This is a genomic window from Desulfofundulus sp. JL263-se, from assembly GCF_056316025.1.
Genome location: NZ_CM149993.1, coordinates 417,447 through 438,261 on the forward strand (window position 1 = coordinate 417,447; position 20,815 = coordinate 438,261).

Below are 20,815 nucleotides of genomic sequence, written 5' to 3' on the forward strand. Positions count from 1 at the left end.
CCGGGGGCCGCTTTCACAAAATCCCGCCCATTTTAATTTAGTTATCATATTAGCATTGTTCCACTTGATTGTAAACCACCGGGGCCGAACCTTTAATTGTCGCTCTAACCTGAATGTGGCGGCAGGGGTAAAGGTGGACATATTTTTTGCGGTGTTTTTGCCGGCAGAACAATAGTGCAGGAATTTTCGCTGTCTCCGGGGTAAAAAGATGGTATGGAAAATTGTATAATGGTACAGAATATATATCTGTCCGGATTAGGAGTTTGAGATATTGGTGTCCAGGTCAGGCTTTAACAGGCAATCGGTAATCAAGGGGGCCCTGGTGCTGGCGGCGGCCGGGATTTTTATCCGGGTGCTGGGGGCGGTATACAGGGTGCCCCTGGGGCGTCTTTTGGGAGACGAGGGATTGGGCATTTACGGGGTGCCCAATCAATTTTATTTGCTTTTTTTCACCCTGACGTCGGCGGGCATTCCGGTGGGCGTGGCCAGGCTGGTATCTGAAAAAATGGCGGCCGGGCGGTATAGGGATGCGTACCGGGCCTTTCGCCTGGCCCGTTTTTCCATGCTGGTTCTGGGGCTGGCGGCATCCCTTGTTCTTTACTTGGGGGCCGGCTGGCTTGTGGAAAGCGGCATAGTTGCCGATCCCAGGTGCTATAACGGCCTGCGGGCCATTTCCCCGGTGGTGTTTTTTGCCGCCGTCACCGCGGCTTACCGCGGCCTTTTCCAGGGGGTCAGGAATATGACGGCGGTGGCGGTGTCCCAGGTGGCCGACCAGGTTATGCTGGTTATCGGGACGCTGGTATTGGCCTACCTGTTTCTTCCCCAGGGGTTGGCCAGGGCTGCCGCCGGGGGGAACCTGGGCGCCATTCCCGGGGCGGCTGCGGCCCTGGGGATTATGCTGTTTTATCACTGGCTTTACCGCGGTGAATTTTACCGCCTTATGGCCAGGGATGTAAGCGGCAGGGGAGAAGGAACCTTATCTTTATTGAAAAAGATTTTTGCCACCGCCATACCCATTTCTTTTGCCAGTATCGCCATGGCCCTTACGGGTATTTTAGATAATAAGTTAATAATAGGCCGCCTGCAGCTGGTGGGGTATTCCCTCAGCCAGGCTACGGCTTTTTACGGCCAGTTTACCCAAATGGCCATGTCCTTTATAAACATTGCCATAGCCTTTGCGGCCTCCCTGGGGGCAAGCCTGGTGCCTTCGGTGGCGGAGGCTTGTTCCGCCCGCAATTTTTTGCACGTCCGCCGGCAGGTTTCCGGGGCCGTAAGGCTGGCTATTGTTTTTTCCCTTCCTGCTGCCGTGGGACTCTTTATACTTGCTCCCAATTTAACGGACCTGGTATTTGCCAACAGGGCGGCCGGAATTCCCCTGGCCTGGGTTTCCTGGGTAGTTATTTTCTGGTCGGTACACCTAGTGACCTCCGGGGTATTGCAGGGCCTGGGCCGGGCCGACATTCCGGTGCGCAGCTTGCTGGTCGGCATATTGTTCAAGGTGGGCATAACTTATTACTTGACTCCCACTGTCCTCGGCGTGCGGGCCGCCGCCCTGGGAACGGTGGTTATGTTTGTGGTTTCTTCCTTATTGAATATGCTGGCAGTCAGCCGGCGGGTGGGCTTCGATTTTGATGCCGGCAAAACGGTACTGCGTCCCGGGGTGGCAGTTTTAATAATGGCGCTGGGCACATTAAAGGTGTACGGTATACTGGCCCCGCAGATGGGAAATAACTGGGCCACCCTTGCTGCTGTGGGAGCCGGGGTTTTGATTTATGCTCCCGCGGTGGTGCTGGTGGGCGGCATTTCATCCCGGGAGGTGGGGGAGATACCCGGCGTTGGGAAAAAGCTGGCCTTAATAATAAGGAAGCTGGGGCGGTAGATAGCGATAAATTTGGATTTTTAAAGCAAGCAGCAAATAATGAAGAAATGTTTCTTCTCAGGTAGGCTTTTCCAGGGTGAAATTCATCGGCTTTTATGGTAGATATTAAGAAAATGCTTGAGAGGATGATTGCAGGTGGCCGGTAAAAGCTTTGAAGATATGGTGTTGGAACAACTAAAAAACATTATTGACGGCCAAAAGGAGTTATACAGCCTGGTCAAGGGACTGGAACACCGGGTAGAAGAGAATTCTGCCAGGTTGAGTTCTCTGGAAGAGAAAATAAATTATCTGGAAGGCAAAATTACCAATTTGGAGGTAAAAATTGGTAAGCTTGAAGAGAGAATGGACAAGCTTGAAAAGAGAATGGATAAGCTTGAAAAGAAAATGGACAAGCTTGAAAAGAGAATGAACAATTTGGAGGCCTCCTTCAATGTATTTGAAAAAGGTCAGAATTCTTTTGCTGAAAGGATTTTAAATAAGCTTGCCGACATTGAAGGTAATGTTTTATATACCGTGAACATGGTGAACCAGCATAATTTTGGGGGAATTTTTCCAAGTTAAGTTCTATTTATTAAAGATAATGTTTCCGTGGAAAAATTCCCCCAAATAGAGATATTTTTTTACTGCGGCATAAAGTGGCAGAAGAGAAATAAATAACAACTGCCGGGGGTTTACCGGCAGTTGTTATTTTGTTGTGCGCCGGGAAAAAAGCCAGGAAAGCAGCACCGCCGTTAAAATACCCAGGGCCGCAGCCGGGATGTCCGGCAGGAGCCGGGCACCCAGGTAATATACTCCTATTGCCGAGAAGCAGGTTATCGTCATGAGCAGGAAGCTTTTGCTCAATTCCAACATCTCCACTTTACGCGAATCTTTCCAGGCAGGCTTTTATGCACAGGCCGCAGCGTTTGCCGCCTTGGGTCACAAACATGTAGTGGGCGCACTTTTCTTTGTCCATGGGCCTGCCGGTGGAAGGGGAGTAGTTTTCCCGATACCTTTCCAGGGCCCCGGCGGGGCAGGCTTTCGTACACTTGCCGCAGTTGTCGCAAAGGCTTCCCTCTATGGGGGGGCTGTCCAGTGTAATTTCCGCTTCGGTAATGACGCTGCCCAGCCTGACTCCGGGCCCGTATTTGGGGGTAAGCAAGAGGTTGTTTAAACCGAACTGGCCCAGCCCGCAGAGCACGGCGGAGTGTTTGTGGGAGAAATCGGCCTTCAAGCGCGGGTAGTCCCCGATGGCGGCCTCCGGGCTGACGGCTAGGCTGGGGTAACCTTTTTCTTCCAGCATGCGGGCGATTTTGTGGGCGGCCTGGGAAATCAGCTGGTTTACGGTATTGAATTCCATCATATACTGGCTGCGGGTGCGGGGGAGGTTCAATATTGCCGTGCGATTCATGGGATAGGAGAAGGTGATGACCGTTTTGGCGCCGGGCAGGTATTCCTCCGGGCGGTGTCCCTCCGGGGCCCCGGAGTAAGCGGCAGCCGGTGCCGCCCCTATGGCGGCCAAGCCCTGGCTGAGGGCGAAGTATTTAAGTTCACTGACAATATCCATTTTGATACCACCTTTTTTATTTTGTTAATAAAGTATATCAAATAATTAATGAATTTTCATTTGCCGGGGATTATACGGGCTCGTGCTTCCCGAATACGGCCCCGCACTTGCAGCCGTAGGTTACGGTGTGCCTGCAGGGGGTTTCTTTTATGCTCAGTATGCGCACGCGGCTGTCGGCCGGGTAAATGGGCTCGCCGCAGTGAGGGCAGAGATCTCCCTGAATGAAGCGGCGGGCGTAAATTGCCGCGTAGCCGCCTTTTACCGCTTCTACCGTGAAGCCGGTGAATTGGAGCCGGGAGATGCGGTAGCGGTCGAGAATTTTACGGATTGAACGGAGCATAAGCTTCCGGGAGATGCTGCTTTGGGTAAGTAAAAAGGCGTTTATGGCAATTTGTATCATATTTAAGTCATCCTGGGAGGGAAAAGGGTATATCCTGGCTTGCAATGTGGGTCCTCACTTTCTACAGGGGTCAGGTGTTTCCACTTATATTTTGCCCTGCAGGCCTGTCCGCAATAAGTGGAAGTATCCGTGCCGGGCTGATATAATGGGTAAAAAAAATGGCAAAAGAAGGGATAGCGTTGTCTGATGCCAGGTTGCGCCCGCTGAACAAAAAAGAGTATAAAAAGCTGATCAGGGTGTCCCGCGGTGAGGAGGCGGCCGATATTTATTTCCGGGGCGGTACGGTGATAAACGTGTATACCCGGGAGCTTTGGAGGGCCAATGTGGCCGTTAGCGGTGCCTATATTGCCTACGTGGGGGAGTCCGAGGCCATGGTGGGCCCGGAGACCACCGTAATTGACGTGTCCGGCCGGTTTCTTTGCCCGGGATATATAGAGCCCCACGCCCACCCTTTCCCCACCCAGGTTCTTTTTCCTCTTACCCGGGTGGCCTTAACCAGGGGCACCACTACTCTGGTTTATGATAATTTATTTCTTTTCCAGCTTTTGGAGCCGGAGGGGTTGGGGAAACTTGTAAAGGATTTGCAGCAACTGCCTGTAAAAATCCTGTGGAGCGCCAGGCTTGACCCCCAAACATTCTCGCAGGGGGCCCGGGCAAAGTTCAGCCCCGGGAGGGTTATGGAATTTCTTGATTCCACCTCCGTTCGCCAGGTGGGGGAGCTTACCGACTGGCCGGCGCTGCTTGCCGGCGACGACCAGATGGTGGAAAATATGATTAATGCCAAGAAGCTGGGCAAAAAGGTGGAGGGGCATGCCTCCGGGGCCTCCCTGGATACCTTGAATGCCTTGGGCGCGGCCGGGGTGACCGCCTGCCACGAAAGTTTGAATGCGGGTGAGGCGCTGCGGCGCCTGCGCCTGGGGTATTATGCCACTTTAAGGTACAGCCACTTGCGCCCGGACCTGCCGGCATTGATAAGGGGATTGCTGAAATCAGGTGTGAATATGGGGCGGGTTATACTGACCACGGATGCCACGGTCCCGCCCATGCCCACAAAGGGCTTTACCGATTATCTTCTCCGGCTGGTTATGGAGGAAGGAGTGCCGCCGGTTGAGGCCTATGCCATGGCCACGTTGAATGTGGCCACGTACTACGGCCTGGACGACCAGCTGGGGGGAATTGCCCCGGGGCGCCTGGCGGATATACTGGTGCTGGACGCCCTGGAAAACCCTACCCCTTCCCTGGTGGTGGCGGACGGGAAGGTTGTTGCTGAAAATTTGGTCCCCAGCATAAATTTTATGGAAGAAAATTGGCAAAGATATGGGTTAAAGGAAATTTTCCGGCCTAAAGACGTATCCCCGGATCTGTTTTTGATAGGTGCAGCGGGCAGGCCCTTTCCCGTTATTGAGCTGGTCAACCCGGTGATTACAAGGCGAAGGGATAAAAATATACCGGAAAGGCACGGCTGGCTGGATGTAGAAGACCTGCCGGGACTTCATTATGCCGCTTTGCTGGACCGGGAATTAAAATGGGTTAGCAGCGGCCTGATAGCCGGTTTTGCCGATAATGTGGGAGGCCTGGCCTCTACCTATACCACCGCCGGCGGTGTGCTGGTGCTGGGTCGCAATCCGGAAGATATGGCCCTGGCGGCCCGGCGTGTGTTTGAGCTGGGCGGCGGCTCGGTGTTAATTGAAAACGGCTCTACGCTGCTGGAGCTGCCCCTTTCCCTGGGGGAAAAAATGAGTATGGAGCAATGTGATTATTACATGGATAACTTCGGGCGCCTTTGCCGCCTGGTGGAAGAACGGGGGCACAGGCATTATGACTTGCATTATACCTTGCTGTTTCTGTCGGCAACCCATCTTCCGGAATTGCGCCTGTCTCCGGAAGGGTTGTTTGAGGTAAAGAGCCGGCGTGTATTGCTTCCCAGTCGGAAGTTATGACCCGGAGGGATTTAAATGTTTCAAGGGAGTTTGCAAGCCATACTTTCTGGATTGGAAAGCCTTGCCGATTCAAAAACCGTGCTGGGAAAGCCCGTGGTCACCGGTTCCATTACCCTGGTTCCGGTCATTTCCTTAAAATTGGGTTTGGGTTGCGGCTCATTTGGCGGGGCCGGGGGAGTCAGCGTGGAGCCCCGTGCCGTTATAGTTATTAAGGAGAATAACGATGTTTCCGTTTATCCCCTGCACCGGGGGGAAAAAGCCGGGGAATTGGCTGAAGTGATACCGGAGTTGTCCCGGCTGGTGGAGGAGGAGTATAATGATAACATGTAGAATAAACGGGTGATTCCGGTTTGGAGGTTGAGTTATGGGAGACAGAATAAAGACAGCCTGGGAAAAGGCTTTAGAAAGGTTTGAAGAAAGAAGCAAGAATGTTTCTCCTCAAGATATATTGCGTATGGAATACCGGCCGGAAGGGCAAAAATTGGCAGGCCGTTACCTGAAAGAACCTCAATTTAAGTTGTCCGCCGCCCTGAAACAATACGAGGGCAAAAAACGAAAAGTGGTTTTAGAGGCGGTGGAAGAGACCCTTTTAAGCAGGCTGGCTTTGCCTGAAAATGAGCAGGCCCTGCAGGATAACCGCCGGATAATGGAGGGCCTGGTGGAGATTAAAAAAAACAAGCAATTCCTGGCCCCTATTATGGGCGAGCTGGAACATTTGTTTCAGTATTACATGCAGGCCAGGGAACAGGCCCGCGAGTCCCTCAAGCGGGATTTTAGCGCCCGTATAAATTCTACAATGCAGAAGAGGGGAATTCGGCTGGGGCCCGGAGTGCGGGTCAACCCGGAAAGGCATCCTCAGTTCCATGAAGAGTGGGCCAAGTTATTGGGGAAGGTTAACGAGAAGTTTATGCCTGCCCTGGAGCAGTTACGCCAGAAAATACGGGAGACAGAGTAATCCTTCAAGTGGTGAAGGTGGTTAAATGAGTACCGCAGGTATGAAGGAAAAAAGGTATTTAAAAGTTTTAAGGGAAATGTATCATGCCCAGATGGAATCTTTTTTTCCCCATGAGGCCATGCCAAAGGTGATGGAAAGGCTGGGGCTTTCCGATGAGGAAGCCATAGCTTACGTTAAATATTTCCTGGAAAACGGGCTTGTTAAAAAGCCGGCCCACAGGCCCTCTTTTTTCCTGCGTGCCGGTTATATTCAGAGCTTCCCGCTAACCCTTACTTCCAGCGGCATATCTTTGTTAAAAAAGGGGGAGTAAGGTATTATACCCGTTTTTGCCCCGAGGTTTACCTCGGGGCAAAATATTTGGCAAATTACTCCTCTTGCCCTGCTCCTGGAGTACTATCTTCTTTGCAGGGTATGGGCTCGGCGTAGATTTCCCTGGGTATTAGCCGGTACGGCTTTGCAGGAGGCCCTTCTTTACCTCTCCTTTTTTCCGTCATTCAGCAGTTCCTCCTTCTTGTTTTTGTTGAGTTAAGTGAAAATGATTATGTTGTATTTTCAGGGTATGGACGGTGTTACAGCCGGGGCATTTCAGGCTGGTACCGTCTTTGAACCGTATTTCACCTATCCGCTTGCCGCAGCAGGTAATTTCCACGCTTACCAATTGGCCGTTGTTCAGCTGGTTTACCCGGTAATCCGTTATTACGCTCATTTTCCCCACCTCCGGATAAGTTTAAAATAACTAAAACTTGCTAAAATTTACCTGTATGGTATAATGTACCTGTGGTTACCCCCGGCTTGTCCCGCGGAAGTTAATATAAAAATCCCGGAGGATTTTTCCTATTTTACCTCTGGGAGGCAGATTTATTCTCGCTTTCCATTATAAATTACTTCGGAGAAAAGTGCATCCCCTGTTTTTTCTGTGGATATTTGCTTTGGAGGATTTTGTGTACAAAAATTAAAAAATAAAGGGGGCGTTTTAAGTGGAATTCCTGCAAAAGATGAGTGATAAAGCCAAGGGATTGGCTGATAAGGCAAAGGATCTCACCGCCAGGGCCCGGGAAATTCGCAAAAAGTCTTCCGCCCTGGTGGAAGTCGCCAAAATAAAATTTGAATTGTCAAAGTTGGAAAGGGAAATGGAAAACAACCTGGCCGGATTGGGTCTTCTGGTTTACCAGCAATACAACGGGGAAGAGGGGTTACAGCCGGAGATAGACAGGCTTTTGGAGGCCACCAGGGAGCTGGAAGCTGAAGCCAGGGCCCTAGAAGAACAGATAGCCAGCCTGCAGCCCAGTGTGCCTGTCTGCCCCGAATGTAACGAGGAGCTGCCCAAAGGTGGAATATACTGCAGTTACTGCGGGCTCAAAGTGGTGGAAGATCGGGAAAACCGCAGCGGATAGGCTGCGGTTTTCTTATTTTAAGCCTTTAAGCATACTTTTTATTATTTGCGGGTCACTGCCGGTATATAATGCTTTAACCGGCCCGTAGCGCTTTTGCCTGGCCTCATTTTTTGAAACCGGGCGCAGGCCTTCCGCATCCAGTTCCCGGGCCTTATACCTGGCCCCCGAAAACAAAAAATAAGTTCGGGGAGGGTCGGAGTTTTTATTTATATTCATTATTTTTCGCTTGCTGTAGAAATAGGTGATCATTTTGGGACCTTCTTGTTTTGATAGCCGGCATATTTCCCCTTCTTCAACCATGCGGTCAATTTCCTCCACCAGTTTGACATAACGGGGCCGGGAAGTTCTTTCCCGACTTTCTTCCGGAATCTTATTTTGTGGGGTATTGCTTGTTTTTTTTTCTTTTTTAAGTCTTTTCATAAACAAATCCATTAAATTTATCATTTGTTCCACTCCTCACATATGGAATTAATTTAGTGCCCGTGAAGCATAGATGCAGATTATCCTTTGCAATGGTTAAATTAACTTACTTCTACTTTTGTCGATTTTTCCCTGCCGGTATGCATACTTCTTGTGATAATTGTATTGACATGGCTTCGGGAATATCCCATAATGGGTATATATTTTCCAAAAGTTTCAAACAGGGGGTGTTCCATGGACTACCGCGAAAAAGTAAGAGCCCTGGCCGGCTTGATTAGGGAATCCAAAAAGACCTTTGCCCTAACCGGCGCCGGTATAAGTACGGAAAGTGGCATACCTGATTACCGCAGTCCCGGGAGCGGGTTGTGGGAAAAGCTGGACCCCGCCAAGGTATCCAGCATAAGCGCCCTGCGTAAAGACCCGGCCAAATTTTATTCCGTTAATCTCGAGCGCTGGGTGGCTTACGGGAACGCGCAGCCCAATATCGCTCACCTGGCCCTTGCCCGCTTGGAAAAAGCAGGCTACCTGGTGGGAACCATTACGCAAAACATAGACAGCTTGCACAGAAAGGCGGGGTCTGAAAGGGTATGGGAGGTGCACGGGCACTTGCGCACCTGCCGGTGCATGAATTGCGGCAGAAACTATGAATTTTCGTACCTGGTCCGGCAGGTGGAGAGCGGCTCCAACCCGCCGCTGTGCGCCGAGTGCAAGGGTGTTTTGCGCCCCAACGTAGTTCTCTTCGGAGATCCCATGAACGAGGATTTCTTTCAGGCCTGCCAGGTGCTGAGCGGCTGCCAGTTATTGATAGTTGCCGGCAGCAGCCTTTCGGTTTATCCCGTGGCCGGTTTGCCCGAGTTTGCCCGCCGGGTTGTTATTATCAACAAAACGCCCACTTCCTGGGATGACAAGGCCGAAATTGTCATTAACGATTCCACAGGGAAGGTTTTCGGGGACCTTATGGAGAAACTGGGGTTAAAGTTAAGTTAAAAAAGGTGCCTGGTACGCCGAATTTTAAATTAATTCCAGGGTGCACACCAGCGGCAGGTGATCGGAGGCCCGGCTTTTTTCCACTTTACGCTCTATTACCCGGAAATGCCGGGAAATAAAAATGTGGTCGAGGGCATGTTGCGGCTTATCGGCGGGGAAAGTGAGAAGAGGTTTACCTCCGGCGTACCGCAGGTGTGCCAAAAGGGGCTTTAATTCCGGGGCGCCCGGCGGGGTGTTGAAATCACCGGTTAAGACAACCGGATTGCCGGCTCCGGGCAGGGCTTCGGCAATGGCCCGGGCCTGGGCGGACCTGTCTTCGGTGGAAAGCCCCAGGTGGGTATTGAAAAAGTACAGGGGCCCCGCTTCCGGAAGGGAAAGCAGGCAGTATTGAAGCCCGCGCTGCTCCAGTTTCCCGGGAAGCGGAAGGTTGCCTGTTTTGAGAATGGGAAATTTGCTTAAAGCGGCATTGCCGAAACCGGAAAAACGGGTAAAGCGAAGATTCGGCGCGAAGGCATATTCTGTGCCCAGGTACCGGGCCAGTCTTTGAGCCTGTTTTTGAAAAAAACTGCGGGGTAAAAAATTATCCACTTCTTGCAGGCCCACTACGTGGGCGTTAATTTTTTTCAAGGTTTCGGCCACCCGCTTAAGTGAAAGTTTGCCGTCGATGCCCTTCCCGTACCGGATATTAAAGGTAGCGAACCTGATGCATTTAAGCATGGGGAAATCTCCTTTCCAAAGGCGCTTATATTATTAAGCTCAATTCGGTGATAATTATGGATAAGTAAATTTATGGTATAATTATAGTCCGGTTACAAATCTTTGGTGATATGGTGGGATATGCATGGGTGTAATTATACTGGGTGTAGAGACTTCTTGCGATGAAACTTCCGCTGCCGTGGTGGTGGACGGGCGGGAGGTGCGCTCCAATATCATATCATCCCAGGTGGATGTACATAAAAAATTCGGCGGGGTTGTGCCGGAGGTGGCTTCCCGCAAGCACCTGGAGATGATTAATGCCGTAATCCAGGAAGCGCTGGACGAGGCCGGGGTGGGATTCGGGGAATTGGATGCCGTGGCCGTAACCTACGGCCCCGGCCTTGTGGGGGCGCTGCTGGTGGGCGTGGCGGCCGCCAAGGCGCTGGCCTACGCCCTGGATATACCCCTTTTAGGCGTAAATCACCTGGAGGGGCACGTATACGCCAACTTCCTGGACAATCCTGATTTACCCTTTCCGCTGCTTTGCCTGGTTGTCTCCGGGGGGCATACTGATCTGGTGCTGGTGAACCGGCATGGCGATTACCGGGTGGTAGGCCGCACCAGGGATGATGCGGCCGGGGAAGCCTTTGACAAGGTGGCCCGGGTGCTGGAGCTGGGTTATCCCGGCGGGCCGGCCATAGACCGCACGGCCCGGGGAGGGGACCCCGCGGCTGTGGATTTGCCCCGGGCTTACCTGGAGGAGGGCAGCCTGGATTTCAGCTTCAGCGGCTTAAAGACGGCAGTGATAAATTATATCCACAGAGCCGGGCAGCGGGGGGAAATTGTGAATAAAAAGGACTTGGCCGCCAGTTTTCAACAGGCGGTGGTGGATGTACTTGTGGATAAAACCATAGCTGCCGCCGGCAAGTACGGTATACCGGTGGTAATGCTGGCCGGCGGCGTGGCGGCCAATTCGGCTTTGCGGAAACAGCTGTCCAAAAAGGCCGGAGATAAAGGAATAAAGCTGGTATTCCCCCCGCCTGTTTTATGTACCGACAATGCGGCTATGATTGCCTGTGCGGGATATTATAAGTATCTGCGGGAAGATTTTGCCCCGCTGACCTTGAATGCAGTTCCCAATCTTAAATTGGGGGAAGAAAAATACTGATTATTCACTGATTTATCCACTGCTGTGAATGCTTTTTCTGTGGATAATGTGGATAAGTCTGTTAATAACTTGATACATAAGAGATTTCCCATGTGGATGAGAAATTATGAGCAAATGTAAAAATGAGGAGTATATAAGAGCTTTAATGCTGTACAGCGCCCAGCAGGCCAATATTTTACCTGTGACTTCTACGTGCAACGTAAGGTGTATTTTTTGCAGCAACCGGCAAAATCCCCCCGGGACGGAGGTATATGCCGTTGCCCCCAGGAGCCTCGAAGATATAGGGCAAAGCCTTGATTTTATGGATGAGGGGCGCCCGGTCATCATCGGGGAGTCGGTCACCCGCATCTCGGAGGGGGAGCCCTTTACTCATCCCTATATAAAAGAAATCCTTCGCCTTGTGCGCCGGCGCCTGCCCCGCGCGCCCGTTCAAATCACCACCAACGGCAGCCTTTTAGACGAGCACATGGTTTCCTTTTTATCCCGCCTGGGAAAGGTGACTTTATATTTGTCCCTGAACAGTTGCAATCTCCGAATTCGGGCTGAAATGATGGGAGATAAGTCAGCCGGACGGGCTGTAAGGTGCGTAAAACTGTTAAAGGAAGCAAATTTGGAATTCCACGGCAGCCTGGTGGCCATGCCCCATGTCTATGGCTGGAATGACCTGGAGGAAACCATATTGTATTTGGCCCGGGAGGGGGCCAAAACCATACGCGTTTTTATCCCCGGGTATACCCGGCTGGCCCCGGACATATTGCGCTTTCCACCTGATTTGCCGGCCGGGGTGCGCCGGCTTATGGCCGGGCTGCGAAACAGGGTGCCGGTGCCCGTTACCTGTGAGCCCCCTGCTGTAAATAATTTATGCCCTGAAATAGCGGGGGTGATAGCCGGTTCCCCGGCGGAGCGGGCCGGGATCAGGGCGGGGGATGTTATAAAAAGTATTGACGGGGTGAGGCCTTATTCCCGGGTGGATGCCTTCAGGCGGTTCCGGGACGGCGGCTGCCCGGAGATTTTGTTGGAGCGGGATAATAAAACATTTGCCTGCCGCCTGGAAAAAAAGAAGGGAGAATCCCCCGGGGTGGTTATGGAGTACGACCTGGGCCCGGAATGGGAAGACGCGGGGAGGGCAGCCCGCCGGCACAGGGCGCAAAGGGTTTTGGTGTTAACTTCCACCCTGGCCCGGGAAGCGGCCCGCCTGGCCATGAACATGTTCGGCGACGGCTTTGAGTGGAAGGTAGCTGCCTGCCCCAACCGCTTTTTCGGGGGATCCATCGGTGCCGCGGGTCTTTTGGTGGTGGAAGACATGATTGAAGCAGTAAAAGAATTTTTGCAAAAACACCCCTGCTGGCGTCCGGATTTGGTGCTTCTTCCGCCGGCGGCCTTTGACCACTTGGGCCGGGACTTAACAGGGCGCTCCTTCCGGGAAGTGGGAGAAAAAAACGGCCTGCCCGTGGAAATAGTGTAAAACGGGTTGTGGGCGGGCGGGAGATATAATATATTTTAGTTACAAATAACCGGCCTTAATTGAAAGGAGGCATTCCCATGAAAGTCAAACAAATATCAGTTTTCCTGGAGAACAAAGCCGGGCGCCTGGCCCAGGTAACCAAAGCCCTGGGCAAGCACAACATCAACATAAGGGCCCTTTCCATCGCCGATACCACTGACTTCGGCATCCTGAGGCTGATAGTAAATGCCCCGGACAAAGCCTATCAAGTGTTGAAAGAGGAAGGGTTCACCGTCAGCAGCACCGAGGTAATTGCCGTGGAAGTTGCCGATGAGCCCGGCGGCCTTGCCCGGGCCCTGGAGGTACTGCACGGGGTGGGCGTTAATATAGAGTATCTCTACGCCTTCCTGCAAAAAGCTTCTAATGCCGCCCTGGTGGTCTTCAGGGTGGAAAGGCTGGATGAGGCCATTGAGGCATTGCAGAAAAACGGGTTTCGTGTCCTTGAGGGAGATAAAGTTTACACCATCTAGAGTGATTTTGGAGGAATTAAAGTGTCCAAAAAAGAGTTGAGAAAAAAGGTTATAAAGGAGCGCATGGAGCTTTCCGCCCAGGAGGTGGCCGAAAAAAGCGCGAAGATCACCCGGACTGTTTTGTCCATGGAAGAATACCGCCGGGCCAGGTCGATAATGGCCTTCATGGATTTCAAAAACGAGGTTCAAACCGGGGAATTGATCCGTGCCGCCATGACTGACGGGAAAAGGGTTTCGGTGCCCTTAACCGATTTGAAGGGCAAGCGCCTTATCCCTTCCCTGCTTTTGGATTTTCCCGGGGACCTGGCCCCCGGGACCTACGGTATCCTGGAGCCGCGGCCGGAATGTTTGCGCCCCCTGGACCCGGGGGAGCTGGACCTGGTGATAGTTCCAGGCGTGGCCTTCGATGAGGCGGGAAACCGCCTGGGCTACGGGGGAGGTTTTTATGACCGCTTTTTGCCCCTCACCGGGAAAGGCTGCACCTGGCTGGCCCCGGCCTTTGAGCTGCAAATCAGGCCCAGTGTTTACCCCGGTGAGCACGACTGCCCGGTTCACGTTATTGTTACTGAAAAAAGGATAATTGACTGCAGGAGATAAATAATACTGGAATATCAAGGTATTTTTTTGTGGAAAAAACTATGAGTCCGGTCCGAGCCAAAGCCGAAATCGGTGGAGCAATGTTGTAGTGAAAATGGTTACAACTTATAGGAATGCATCCTGTTAAATTATGTTAAGGGAACTAAACGCTAAAGCAAGGAGATGCTTATCTCCTTGCTTTTTTATGTACATTTTTCCCGGTTTGACCATTATCATTTTACAAGACACCGGCCTTTTACGCCGGTGTTTTTTAAAGAACGACTTAAACAACTAATCCTTATTTAAAAAGTCTGAAATTTTGAAGGAATTTCAAAATCCAAACGCGAATCAAAATAGTGTCCGAAAGCAGAATTAGAGTTGGATGCAGGCTTTTACCAGACTTATCATGTAAGTAAAAAATTGGTCCAAATTGGAGAGGGAGGAGGGAACATAATTGTCTGGTTGTCAGTGCGGGTGCGGACATAATGATGAACAGTCCAAGCAGGATGCCCTTAACAAGGTGTTTGAAAAATACCGGGGCACTGCGGGGGCATTAATTCCCGTTTTACAGGAAGCCCAGGAAATTTACGGCTATCTTCCCAGGGAAGTAATGCAGCGGATTTCCAGGGAACTGGGCATTCCCTTCAGTAAGACCTTCGGCGTGGCTACTTTTTACGCCCAGTTTCACCTGAAGCCCCGGGGGCGCAATATTATCCGTGTCTGTCAGGGAACGGCCTGCCACGTGCGGGGTGCGGCCAAGGTCTTTGACGCCATCTCTCAAAAGTTGGGCGTGGGGCGCAACGAAACCACTCAAGACCTGCGCTATACCCTGGAAACCGTGGCCTGCCTCGGTGCCTGCGGCCTGGCCCCGGTTATGATGGTAAACGACGATACCCACGGGCGCCTTACCCCGGATAAGGCAGCCGGCATCCTGGACAAGTACGAGTAGGAAGGAGGTTGCCCTGGTGAACAGGCTAATTGATAAGTGTTGCGATAAGTGCCAGCACACACCGCAAACTCCCTGTAAGGATTTTATAAAGTGCCGCAGGGAAGGTCCCCTTTGCCATGACGATGAAAGCTGCCGGGAGAAGCGGCAAAATTTCTTAAACCGGATTCACGTGCCGGCGGATTCGGCCTACCGGCAGGTGCTTATCTGTGCCGGTACCGGCTGTACCTCCTCCGGGTCCCCCAGGCTGGTGAAGACCCTGGAAGAGGAAATCAAGAAAAAGGGCCTCACCGATAGGGTGGAAATTAAAATAACCGGCTGTCACGGCTTTTGCGAGCAGGGGCCCCTCATGATCGTAGAGCCCCGCAAGACTTTTTATACCGGTGTGCAGGAAGAGGATATCCCGGAAATCGTGGAAAAGGACCTGATGGGGGACGAGGTGGTGGAGCGCCTGCTGTACAAGGACCCCACCACCGGCGAAGTGGCCCGAACTTACGAGAGCGTGCCCTTTTACGCCAAGCAAAAGCGCCTGGTGCTGTCCAATTGCGGGCATATCAACCCGGAAGCCATCAGTGACTATATAGCCAATGACGGTTATCTCGGCCTTACCAAGGTACTTTTTGAAATGAAGCCTGAAGAGGTTATCGAAGAAGTCAAGAGTTCCGGGCTGCGCGGTCGCGGGGGCGCCGGCTTCCCCACGGGGCTCAAGTGGAACTTTGTGCGCCAGGCGGAGGGGGATAAGAAATATGTTGTTTGTAACGCCGACGAGGGAGACCCGGGCGCCTTTATGGACCGCAGCGTGCTGGAGGGCGACCCCCATGCCGTGCTGGAAGGTATGATTATTTGCGGCTATGCCGTGGGCGCCGATGAAGGCTACATTTACGTCCGGGCCGAGTATCCCCTGGCCATTCACCGCCTGAAAATAGCCATTGCCCAGGCCGAAGAGTGCGGCCTTTTGGGCGATAACATACTCAATTCCGGCTTCAATTTCAGGATTAAAATCAAGGCCGGTGCCGGGGCCTTCGTGTGCGGTGAGGAAACGGCCCTTTTAACTTCCATCGAGGGTAACCGGGGTATGCCCCGGGTAAGGCCGCCCTTCCCGGCCCAGAAGGGACTTTGGGGCAAGCCCACTAACCTGAACAACGTGGAGACCTATGCCAACGTTCCCCACATCATCAGGAAAGGCAGCCGGTGGTATGCCTCCCAGGGAACTGAAAAGAGCAAGGGAACCAAGATTTTCGCCCTCACCGGCAAGGTAAACAACACCGGCCTGGTAGAGGTTCCCATGGGCATTACCATGCGGGAAATCATTTTCGGTGTAGGGGGCGGCATCAAGGACGGCAAGAAGTTCAAGGCCGTGCAAATAGGCGGCCCCTCGGGCGGCTGCCTGCCGGAAGAAAAGCTTGACCTGCCGGTGGACTACGATTCCCTGACCGCTGCCGGTGCCATGATGGGCTCGGGCGGCCTGGTGGTAATGGATGAAACTACCTGTATGGTGGATGTGGCCCGTTTTTTCCTGACCTTCACCCAGTCGGAGTCCTGCGGCAAGTGTACTCCCTGCCGCGAGGGCACCAAGCGGATGCTTGAGATCCTCACCCGCATTTGTAACGGAGAAGGTAAAGAGGAAGATATAGATACCCTGGAGCGTTTGGCCAGGGTTGTTAAAAATACCGCCCTTTGCGGCCTGGGCCAGACCTGTCCCAACCCCATCTTGTCCACTTTGCGCTACTTCCGGGACGAGTACGAGGCCCACATCAAGGACAAGCGCTGCCCCGCCGGCACTTGTGCGGCTCTTTTGACCTACCGGATTAACGAAGAAAAGTGCAAGGGCTGCGGCAAGTGCGCCAAGGTTTGCCCGGCAGGGGCCATTACCGGGGAAAAGAAACAGCCGCATAAGATCGATGCTTCCAAGTGCATTAAGTGCGGTAGCTGTATGATTAACTGCAAGTTCGGCGCCGTGGAGACGGCCTGAGAGGGGAGGGATAATTGTGGCGTCTGTTACCCTGACCGTAGACGGGGTGAAGGTGACCGTTCCCAGGGGCAGCACTGTGCTGGATGCGGCCACCAGGGCAGGAATATTTATTCCCACCTTCTGCCACGACCCGGACTCCCCCAGGTACGGGGCCTGCCGTATATGCGTGGTGGAAATTCCCGGTATGCGCAACCTGCCTGCTTCCTGCGCCACCGAGGCTATGGACGGTATGGAGGTTTACACTGAGTCGCCGGCGGTAATAGAGGCCAGGAAGACCATACTGGAGCTGCTCCTGGCCAATCACCCCATGGACTGCCTTACCTGTGAAAAGAACGGCGACTGCCGCCTGCAGGATTACTGCTTCCGCTACGGGGTCAAGGAAAGCAGCTTTAAGGGGGCCAAAAAGGACCATCCCATTGACGACAGCAACCCGTACATCGTCCGGGACCACAATAAGTGCATTCTCTGCGGGCGCTGTGTGAGAACCTGCGCCCAGGTTGAAGACAGAAGCGTTATCGACTTTGCCTACCGCGGCTTCAATACCAAGGTGGCCACGGCCATGGACACTCCCCTGGCCGAGTCCGACTGCGTTTACTGCGGGCGCTGCGTGGCCGTTTGCCCCACAGGGGCCCTGATGTTCAAGCCCCTTATGGGTAAGGGGCGGACCTGGGAAATTGAAAAGAAGCCGGTTACCTGTACCTTCTGCGACAGCGGCTGTATCTTTGACCTCAACATCAAGGACGGGCGGGTTATTGCCGTAACCCCCAAAGCCCCGGGGAAGGGGCGCCCCCTCTGCCTGAAGGGCCGCCTGGCCCTTGAGCTGAAATATTGTGACGACCCGGCACCCCCCATGCTCAAGAAGGACGGGGAATTCGTGCAGGCACCCTGGGCCGAGGCCCTTGGCATCAGGGACCTTATCAATAAAATTATTGACATGAAGTAACGGCGATTTGGGGGAGTTTTTCTACGGAAATGTTATCTTTAATAAGTAGAATTTAACTTGGAAAAATTCCCCCGAAAAAGGAGGGAGGATTTAAGTGGCGGAAGTAACCCTGATCATCAACGGCAAGCAGGTTACCGTGCCCAGGGGTACCACCGTGCTGGAGGCCGCCCGGCAGGCCGGGTTTTTCATTCCTACCCTCTGCCACGACCCGGAATTGACCAGCGTGGGGGCCTGCCGGCTTTGCGTGGTGGAGATTCCGGGCATGCGCAATCTGCCTGCCTCCTGCGTTACAGAGGTAAGGGAAGGTATGGAGGTTTACACCGAATCGCCGGCGGTTGTTGAGGCCAGGAAGACCATACTGGAGCTGCTCCTGGCCAATCACCCCATGGACTGCCTCACTTGCGGCAAGAACGGCGACTGCCGGCTGCAGGATTACTGTTATTACTACGGGGTGAAGGAGGCCCGCTTTGCCGGCGAGCGCCATGCCTATGACGTAGAGGGCGATAACCCCTTTATCGTGCGGGACATGAACAAGTGCATTCTCTGCGGCAAGTGCGTGCGAGCGTGCGCGGAAATACAGGGCAAGAACGTGGTGGACTTTGCCTACCGGGGCTTTAATACCAAGGTAACCCCGGCCATGGACGTGCCCCTTTCGGAGTCGGAGTGCGTCTTCTGCGGCAACTGCGTGGCCGTTTGCCCCACAGGGGCCCTGCAGGAAAAGGGCCTGCGGAGCCGGGCCCGCACCTGGGAAGTCAAAAAGGTCAGAACCACCTGCCCGTACTGCGGAACGGGCTGCAACTTTGACCTCAACGTCAAGGACGGCAAAGTGGTGGGTGTCACCTCCTGCGACGGCGACGTGAACGGCCGGGCGCTGTGCGTGAAGGGACGCTTCGGCTACGGCTTTATCCACCACCCCGACCGCCTGACCAGGCCGCTTATTAAAAAGAACGGGGAATTCAAGGAGGCCACCTGGGAAGAGGCCATAAGCCTGGTGGCCGAGAAGCTGGGCCGCATCAAGGAGGAGCACGGCCCCGGGACCCTGGCGGTATTGAGTTCCGCCCGGTGTACCAATGAAGAAAACTATCTCATGCAAAAATTTACCCGCGCGGTGCTCGGTACCAACAATATCGATCACTGTGCCCGCCTGTGACACGCTCCTACCGTCGCCGGTCTGGCGACTGCATTCGGGAGCGGCGCAATGACCAACAGCATAAAGGAAATAGCCGGTGCTGACTTTATTCTGGCCATCGGCACCAATACCACCGAGTCCCACCCCATTATCGGTTTGCAGGTTAAAAAGGCCGTGAGGGCGGGGGCCATCCTGGCGGTGGTGGACCCGCGGAAGACCGAAGTGGCCTCGCTGGCCCGCTACCACCTGCAGATTAAACCGGGCTCCGATATTGCCCTTTTGAACGGGCTGGCCAATGTAATTATTGCCGAGGAATTGTACGACAAGGAATTTGTTGCCGGCCGCACCGAGAATTTCGAGGCCCTGAAGGGTACCGTGGCCAAGTACACTCCGGAGTACGTGGAGGGTATTACGGGAATTCCCGCTGGCACCATTAGAGAAGTGGCCCGGGGCTACGCTAAGGCCGAGAAGGGCACGATTCTTTACACCATGGGGCTCACCCAGCACATTTGCGGTACCCACAACGTTCTGGCGGTGGCCAACCTGGCCATGCTGTGCGGGCACATTGGCAAAGAGAGCAGCGGCGTGAACCCGCTCCGGGGCCAGAACAACGTGCAAGGGGCCTGCGATATGGGCGCCCTGCCCAATGTTTTCACCGGCTACCAGGGGGTGGTCCTGGACGAGGTGCGGGCCAAGTTTGCCAGGGCCTGGAACGTGGATGCCCTGCCGGCGGAGCCCGGCCTCACCGTGGGCGAGATGATGGAAGCCGCCGGCAAGAGCGTGCGGGGCATGTACATTATGGGAGAAAACCCGGTACTGTCTGACCCGGACGGCGAACACGTGGTGCACGCCTTGGAGAGCCTGGATTTCCTGGTGGTGCAGGATATTTTCCTGACTGAGACGGCCCAACTGGCGGATGTGGTGCTTCCGGCCGCCAGTTTTGCTGAAAAGGACGGTACCTTTACTAACAGTGAGCGCCGGGTGCAGCGGGTGCGCAAGGCCATTGAGCCCGTGGGGGAAGCCAGGGCCGATTGGGAAATAATTTGTGCCGTGGCCACGGCCATGGGCTACCCCATGAATTACGCTTCACCCGAGGAAATTTTCAACGAAATAGTGTCCCTGACGCCTTCTTATGCCGGGATTTCTTACGCCCGCCTGGAGAAGGGCGGCATACAGTGGCCGTGCCCGGCCCCTGACCATCCCGGAACTCCTTATCTGCATAAGGATAAATTTGTGCGGGGACTGGGCAAGTTCACTCCCGTGGAATATGTGCCCCCGGCAGAGCAGCCGGATGAGGAATATCCCCTGGTACTCAGCACCGGGCGCAGGCACTTCCATTACCATACCGGTACCATGACCCAGCGTACTGGAGCCCTGGAAGAGTACTACGGGGAGGAGTTCCTGGAAATCAACGAGAAGGATGCCCAAAAGCTGGGCATTGCCAGCGGTGACAGTGTCAAGGTAACTTCCCGCCGGGGCAGCGTGGAAGTCAAGGCCCGGGTGTGCGGTACCGTGCCCGAGGGACTGGTATTTACCTCCTTCCACTTCCCGGAGGTGGCCATAAACAGGCTCACCAACCCGCAAAGGGACCCCGTGGCCAAGATTCCCGAATTGAAGGTCTGCGCGGTGCGGGTGGAAAAGGTGTCCTGAAGGCGGGATAAGGTTGATGGAAAAAAGCGCCGGTAAGGTTTAACTTTTGCCGGCGCTTTTTCCCATTTGAATCCAGAACTGGTTCGGTCGGGATACTTGCAAATCTGCATTACCATGATGGTTTACATTTAATAAGCTTTTATTAAGAAAACATGCATAAATGCATATATCAGTACGATGTAAATATGCATCGATATTTATAAAAGTAGCGTGCTGTAGAGGGTATTTAAATGGTGGCAT

23 protein-coding genes are annotated in these 20,815 nt (G+C 53.5%); 16 read left to right on the forward strand and 7 right to left on the reverse strand.

The features are described 5' to 3' along the window. Positions 1–274 precede the first annotated feature (274 nt). A complete protein-coding gene (locus ACX4JR_RS02080; protein ID WP_476060453.1) occupies positions 275–1,879 on the forward strand; it encodes a putative polysaccharide biosynthesis protein in 1,605 nt (534 codons plus the stop codon). 135 nt (positions 1,880–2,014) lie between these two features. Further along, positions 2,015–2,440: a coiled-coil domain-containing protein gene (locus ACX4JR_RS02085; RefSeq protein ID WP_476059403.1), complete on the forward strand. Its 426-nt coding sequence runs from the start codon at positions 2,015–2,017 to the stop codon at positions 2,438–2,440. A 123-nt stretch (positions 2,441–2,563) separates the two neighbouring features. On the opposite strand, the gene ACX4JR_RS02090 is transcribed toward ACX4JR_RS02085, so the two are convergent. The 3 genes from ACX4JR_RS02090 to ACX4JR_RS02100 all read right to left on the reverse strand — a co-directional run bounded on the left by ACX4JR_RS02090 (position 2,564) and on the right by ACX4JR_RS02100 (position 3,825). Beyond that, positions 2,564–2,722, reverse strand: coding sequence for a hypothetical protein (locus ACX4JR_RS02090; RefSeq protein WP_476059404.1), 159 nt, complete (start codon positions 2,720–2,722; stop codon positions 2,564–2,566). Positions 2,723–2,738: 16 nt separating this feature from the next. Then, positions 2,739–3,425, reverse strand: coding sequence for a 4Fe-4S dicluster domain-containing protein (locus tag ACX4JR_RS02095; protein WP_476059405.1), 687 nt, complete (start codon positions 3,423–3,425; stop codon positions 2,739–2,741). Between the two features lie 70 nt (positions 3,426–3,495). Further along, positions 3,496–3,825, reverse strand: a complete 330-nt coding sequence (locus tag ACX4JR_RS02100; RefSeq protein WP_476059406.1) for a hypothetical protein — start codon at positions 3,823–3,825, stop codon at positions 3,496–3,498. Between the two features lie 158 nt (positions 3,826–3,983). Between ACX4JR_RS02100 and ACX4JR_RS02105 the strand changes: the two genes are divergently transcribed. The 4 genes from ACX4JR_RS02105 to ACX4JR_RS02120 are packed head-to-tail and all read left to right on the forward strand — an operon-like array spanning position 3,984 to position 7,030. Then, positions 3,984–5,765 carry an adenine deaminase C-terminal domain-containing protein gene (locus ACX4JR_RS02105; protein ID WP_476059407.1) on the forward strand — a complete coding sequence of 594 codons (1,782 nt, stop codon included), beginning with the start codon at positions 3,984–3,986 and terminating at the stop codon, positions 5,763–5,765. Between the two features lie 15 nt (positions 5,766–5,780). Next, entirely contained in the window at positions 5,781–6,095 is a 315-nt protein-coding gene (locus ACX4JR_RS02110; RefSeq protein WP_476059408.1) for a GerW family sporulation protein, read from the forward strand. 34 nt (positions 6,096–6,129) lie between these two features. Continuing rightward, positions 6,130–6,720: a DUF6657 family protein gene (locus tag ACX4JR_RS02115; protein WP_476059409.1), complete on the forward strand. Its 591-nt coding sequence runs from the start codon at positions 6,130–6,132 to the stop codon at positions 6,718–6,720. 25 nt (positions 6,721–6,745) lie between these two features. Next, entirely contained in the window at positions 6,746–7,030 is a 285-nt protein-coding gene (locus tag ACX4JR_RS02120; RefSeq protein WP_476059410.1) for a hypothetical protein, read from the forward strand. Between the two features lie 55 nt (positions 7,031–7,085). On the opposite strand, the gene ACX4JR_RS02125 is transcribed toward ACX4JR_RS02120, so the two are convergent. Continuing rightward, positions 7,086–7,214 carry a hypothetical protein gene (locus ACX4JR_RS02125; RefSeq protein ID WP_476059411.1) on the reverse strand — a complete coding sequence of 43 codons (129 nt, stop codon included), beginning with the start codon at positions 7,212–7,214 and terminating at the stop codon, positions 7,086–7,088. Beyond that, positions 7,211–7,426: a hypothetical protein gene (locus ACX4JR_RS02130; RefSeq protein WP_476059412.1), complete on the reverse strand. Its 216-nt coding sequence runs from the start codon at positions 7,424–7,426 to the stop codon at positions 7,211–7,213. The genes ACX4JR_RS02125 and ACX4JR_RS02130 overlap by 4 nt, the downstream gene beginning before the upstream one ends. A 271-nt stretch (positions 7,427–7,697) precedes the next feature. On the opposite strand from ACX4JR_RS02130, the gene ACX4JR_RS02135 reads away from it, so the two are divergent. Next, entirely contained in the window at positions 7,698–8,114 is a 417-nt protein-coding gene (locus tag ACX4JR_RS02135; RefSeq protein WP_476059413.1) for a zinc ribbon domain-containing protein, read from the forward strand. Positions 8,115–8,126: 12 nt separating this feature from the next. Here the strand turns inward: ACX4JR_RS02135 and ACX4JR_RS02140 are convergent, their stop codons facing one another. Beyond that, on the reverse strand, positions 8,127–8,558 hold the full coding sequence (locus ACX4JR_RS02140; protein WP_476059414.1) for a hypothetical protein: 432 nt from the start codon (positions 8,556–8,558) through the stop codon (positions 8,127–8,129). 210 nt (positions 8,559–8,768) lie between these two features. On the opposite strand from ACX4JR_RS02140, the gene ACX4JR_RS02145 reads away from it, so the two are divergent. Continuing rightward, complete coding sequence (locus ACX4JR_RS02145; RefSeq protein ID WP_476059415.1) at positions 8,769–9,521, forward strand: SIR2 family NAD-dependent protein deacylase; 753 nt, start codon at positions 8,769–8,771, stop codon at positions 9,519–9,521. Between the two features lie 24 nt (positions 9,522–9,545). Here ACX4JR_RS02145 and ACX4JR_RS02150 read toward each other — a convergent pair whose 3' ends face one another. Beyond that, positions 9,546–10,238, reverse strand: a complete 693-nt coding sequence (locus ACX4JR_RS02150; protein WP_476059416.1) for an endonuclease/exonuclease/phosphatase family protein — start codon at positions 10,236–10,238, stop codon at positions 9,546–9,548. Between the two features lie 124 nt (positions 10,239–10,362). Here ACX4JR_RS02150 and tsaD point away from each other — a divergent pair, with 124 nt between their 5' ends. From tsaD to fdhF, 8 genes are all read left to right on the forward strand, one after another. Further along, on the forward strand, positions 10,363–11,385 hold the full coding sequence (gene tsaD / locus ACX4JR_RS02155; protein ID WP_476059417.1) for a tRNA (adenosine(37)-N6)-threonylcarbamoyltransferase complex transferase subunit TsaD: 1,023 nt from the start codon (positions 10,363–10,365) through the stop codon (positions 11,383–11,385). 106 nt (positions 11,386–11,491) lie between these two features. Continuing rightward, positions 11,492–12,850: a DUF512 domain-containing protein gene (locus tag ACX4JR_RS02160; protein ID WP_476059418.1), complete on the forward strand. Its 1,359-nt coding sequence runs from the start codon at positions 11,492–11,494 to the stop codon at positions 12,848–12,850. A 77-nt stretch (positions 12,851–12,927) separates the two neighbouring features. After that, a complete protein-coding gene (locus ACX4JR_RS02165; protein WP_476059419.1) occupies positions 12,928–13,359 on the forward strand; it encodes an ACT domain-containing protein in 432 nt (143 codons plus the stop codon). Positions 13,360–13,380: 21 nt separating this feature from the next. Next, positions 13,381–13,956 carry a 5-formyltetrahydrofolate cyclo-ligase gene (locus ACX4JR_RS02170; protein ID WP_476059420.1) on the forward strand — a complete coding sequence of 192 codons (576 nt, stop codon included), beginning with the start codon at positions 13,381–13,383 and terminating at the stop codon, positions 13,954–13,956. Positions 13,957–14,389: 433 nt separating this feature from the next. Beyond that, positions 14,390–14,884 carry an NADH-quinone oxidoreductase subunit NuoE gene (gene nuoE, locus ACX4JR_RS02175; RefSeq protein ID WP_476059421.1) on the forward strand — a complete coding sequence of 165 codons (495 nt, stop codon included), beginning with the start codon at positions 14,390–14,392 and terminating at the stop codon, positions 14,882–14,884. Between the two features lie 16 nt (positions 14,885–14,900). After that, positions 14,901–16,853 (forward strand): NADH-quinone oxidoreductase subunit NuoF, encoded by a 1,953-nt coding sequence (nuoF, locus tag ACX4JR_RS02180; protein WP_476059422.1) that lies wholly within the window; start codon positions 14,901–14,903, stop codon positions 16,851–16,853. A 16-nt stretch (positions 16,854–16,869) separates the two neighbouring features. Further along, positions 16,870–17,796, forward strand: coding sequence for an NADH-quinone oxidoreductase subunit G (locus tag ACX4JR_RS02185; RefSeq protein ID WP_476059423.1), 927 nt, complete (start codon positions 16,870–16,872; stop codon positions 17,794–17,796). Between the two features lie 94 nt (positions 17,797–17,890). After that, positions 17,891–20,575, forward strand: a complete 2,685-nt coding sequence (gene fdhF, locus ACX4JR_RS02190; RefSeq protein WP_476059424.1) for a formate dehydrogenase subunit alpha — start codon at positions 17,891–17,893, stop codon at positions 20,573–20,575. The last annotated feature ends 240 nt before the right edge of the window (positions 20,576–20,815 follow it).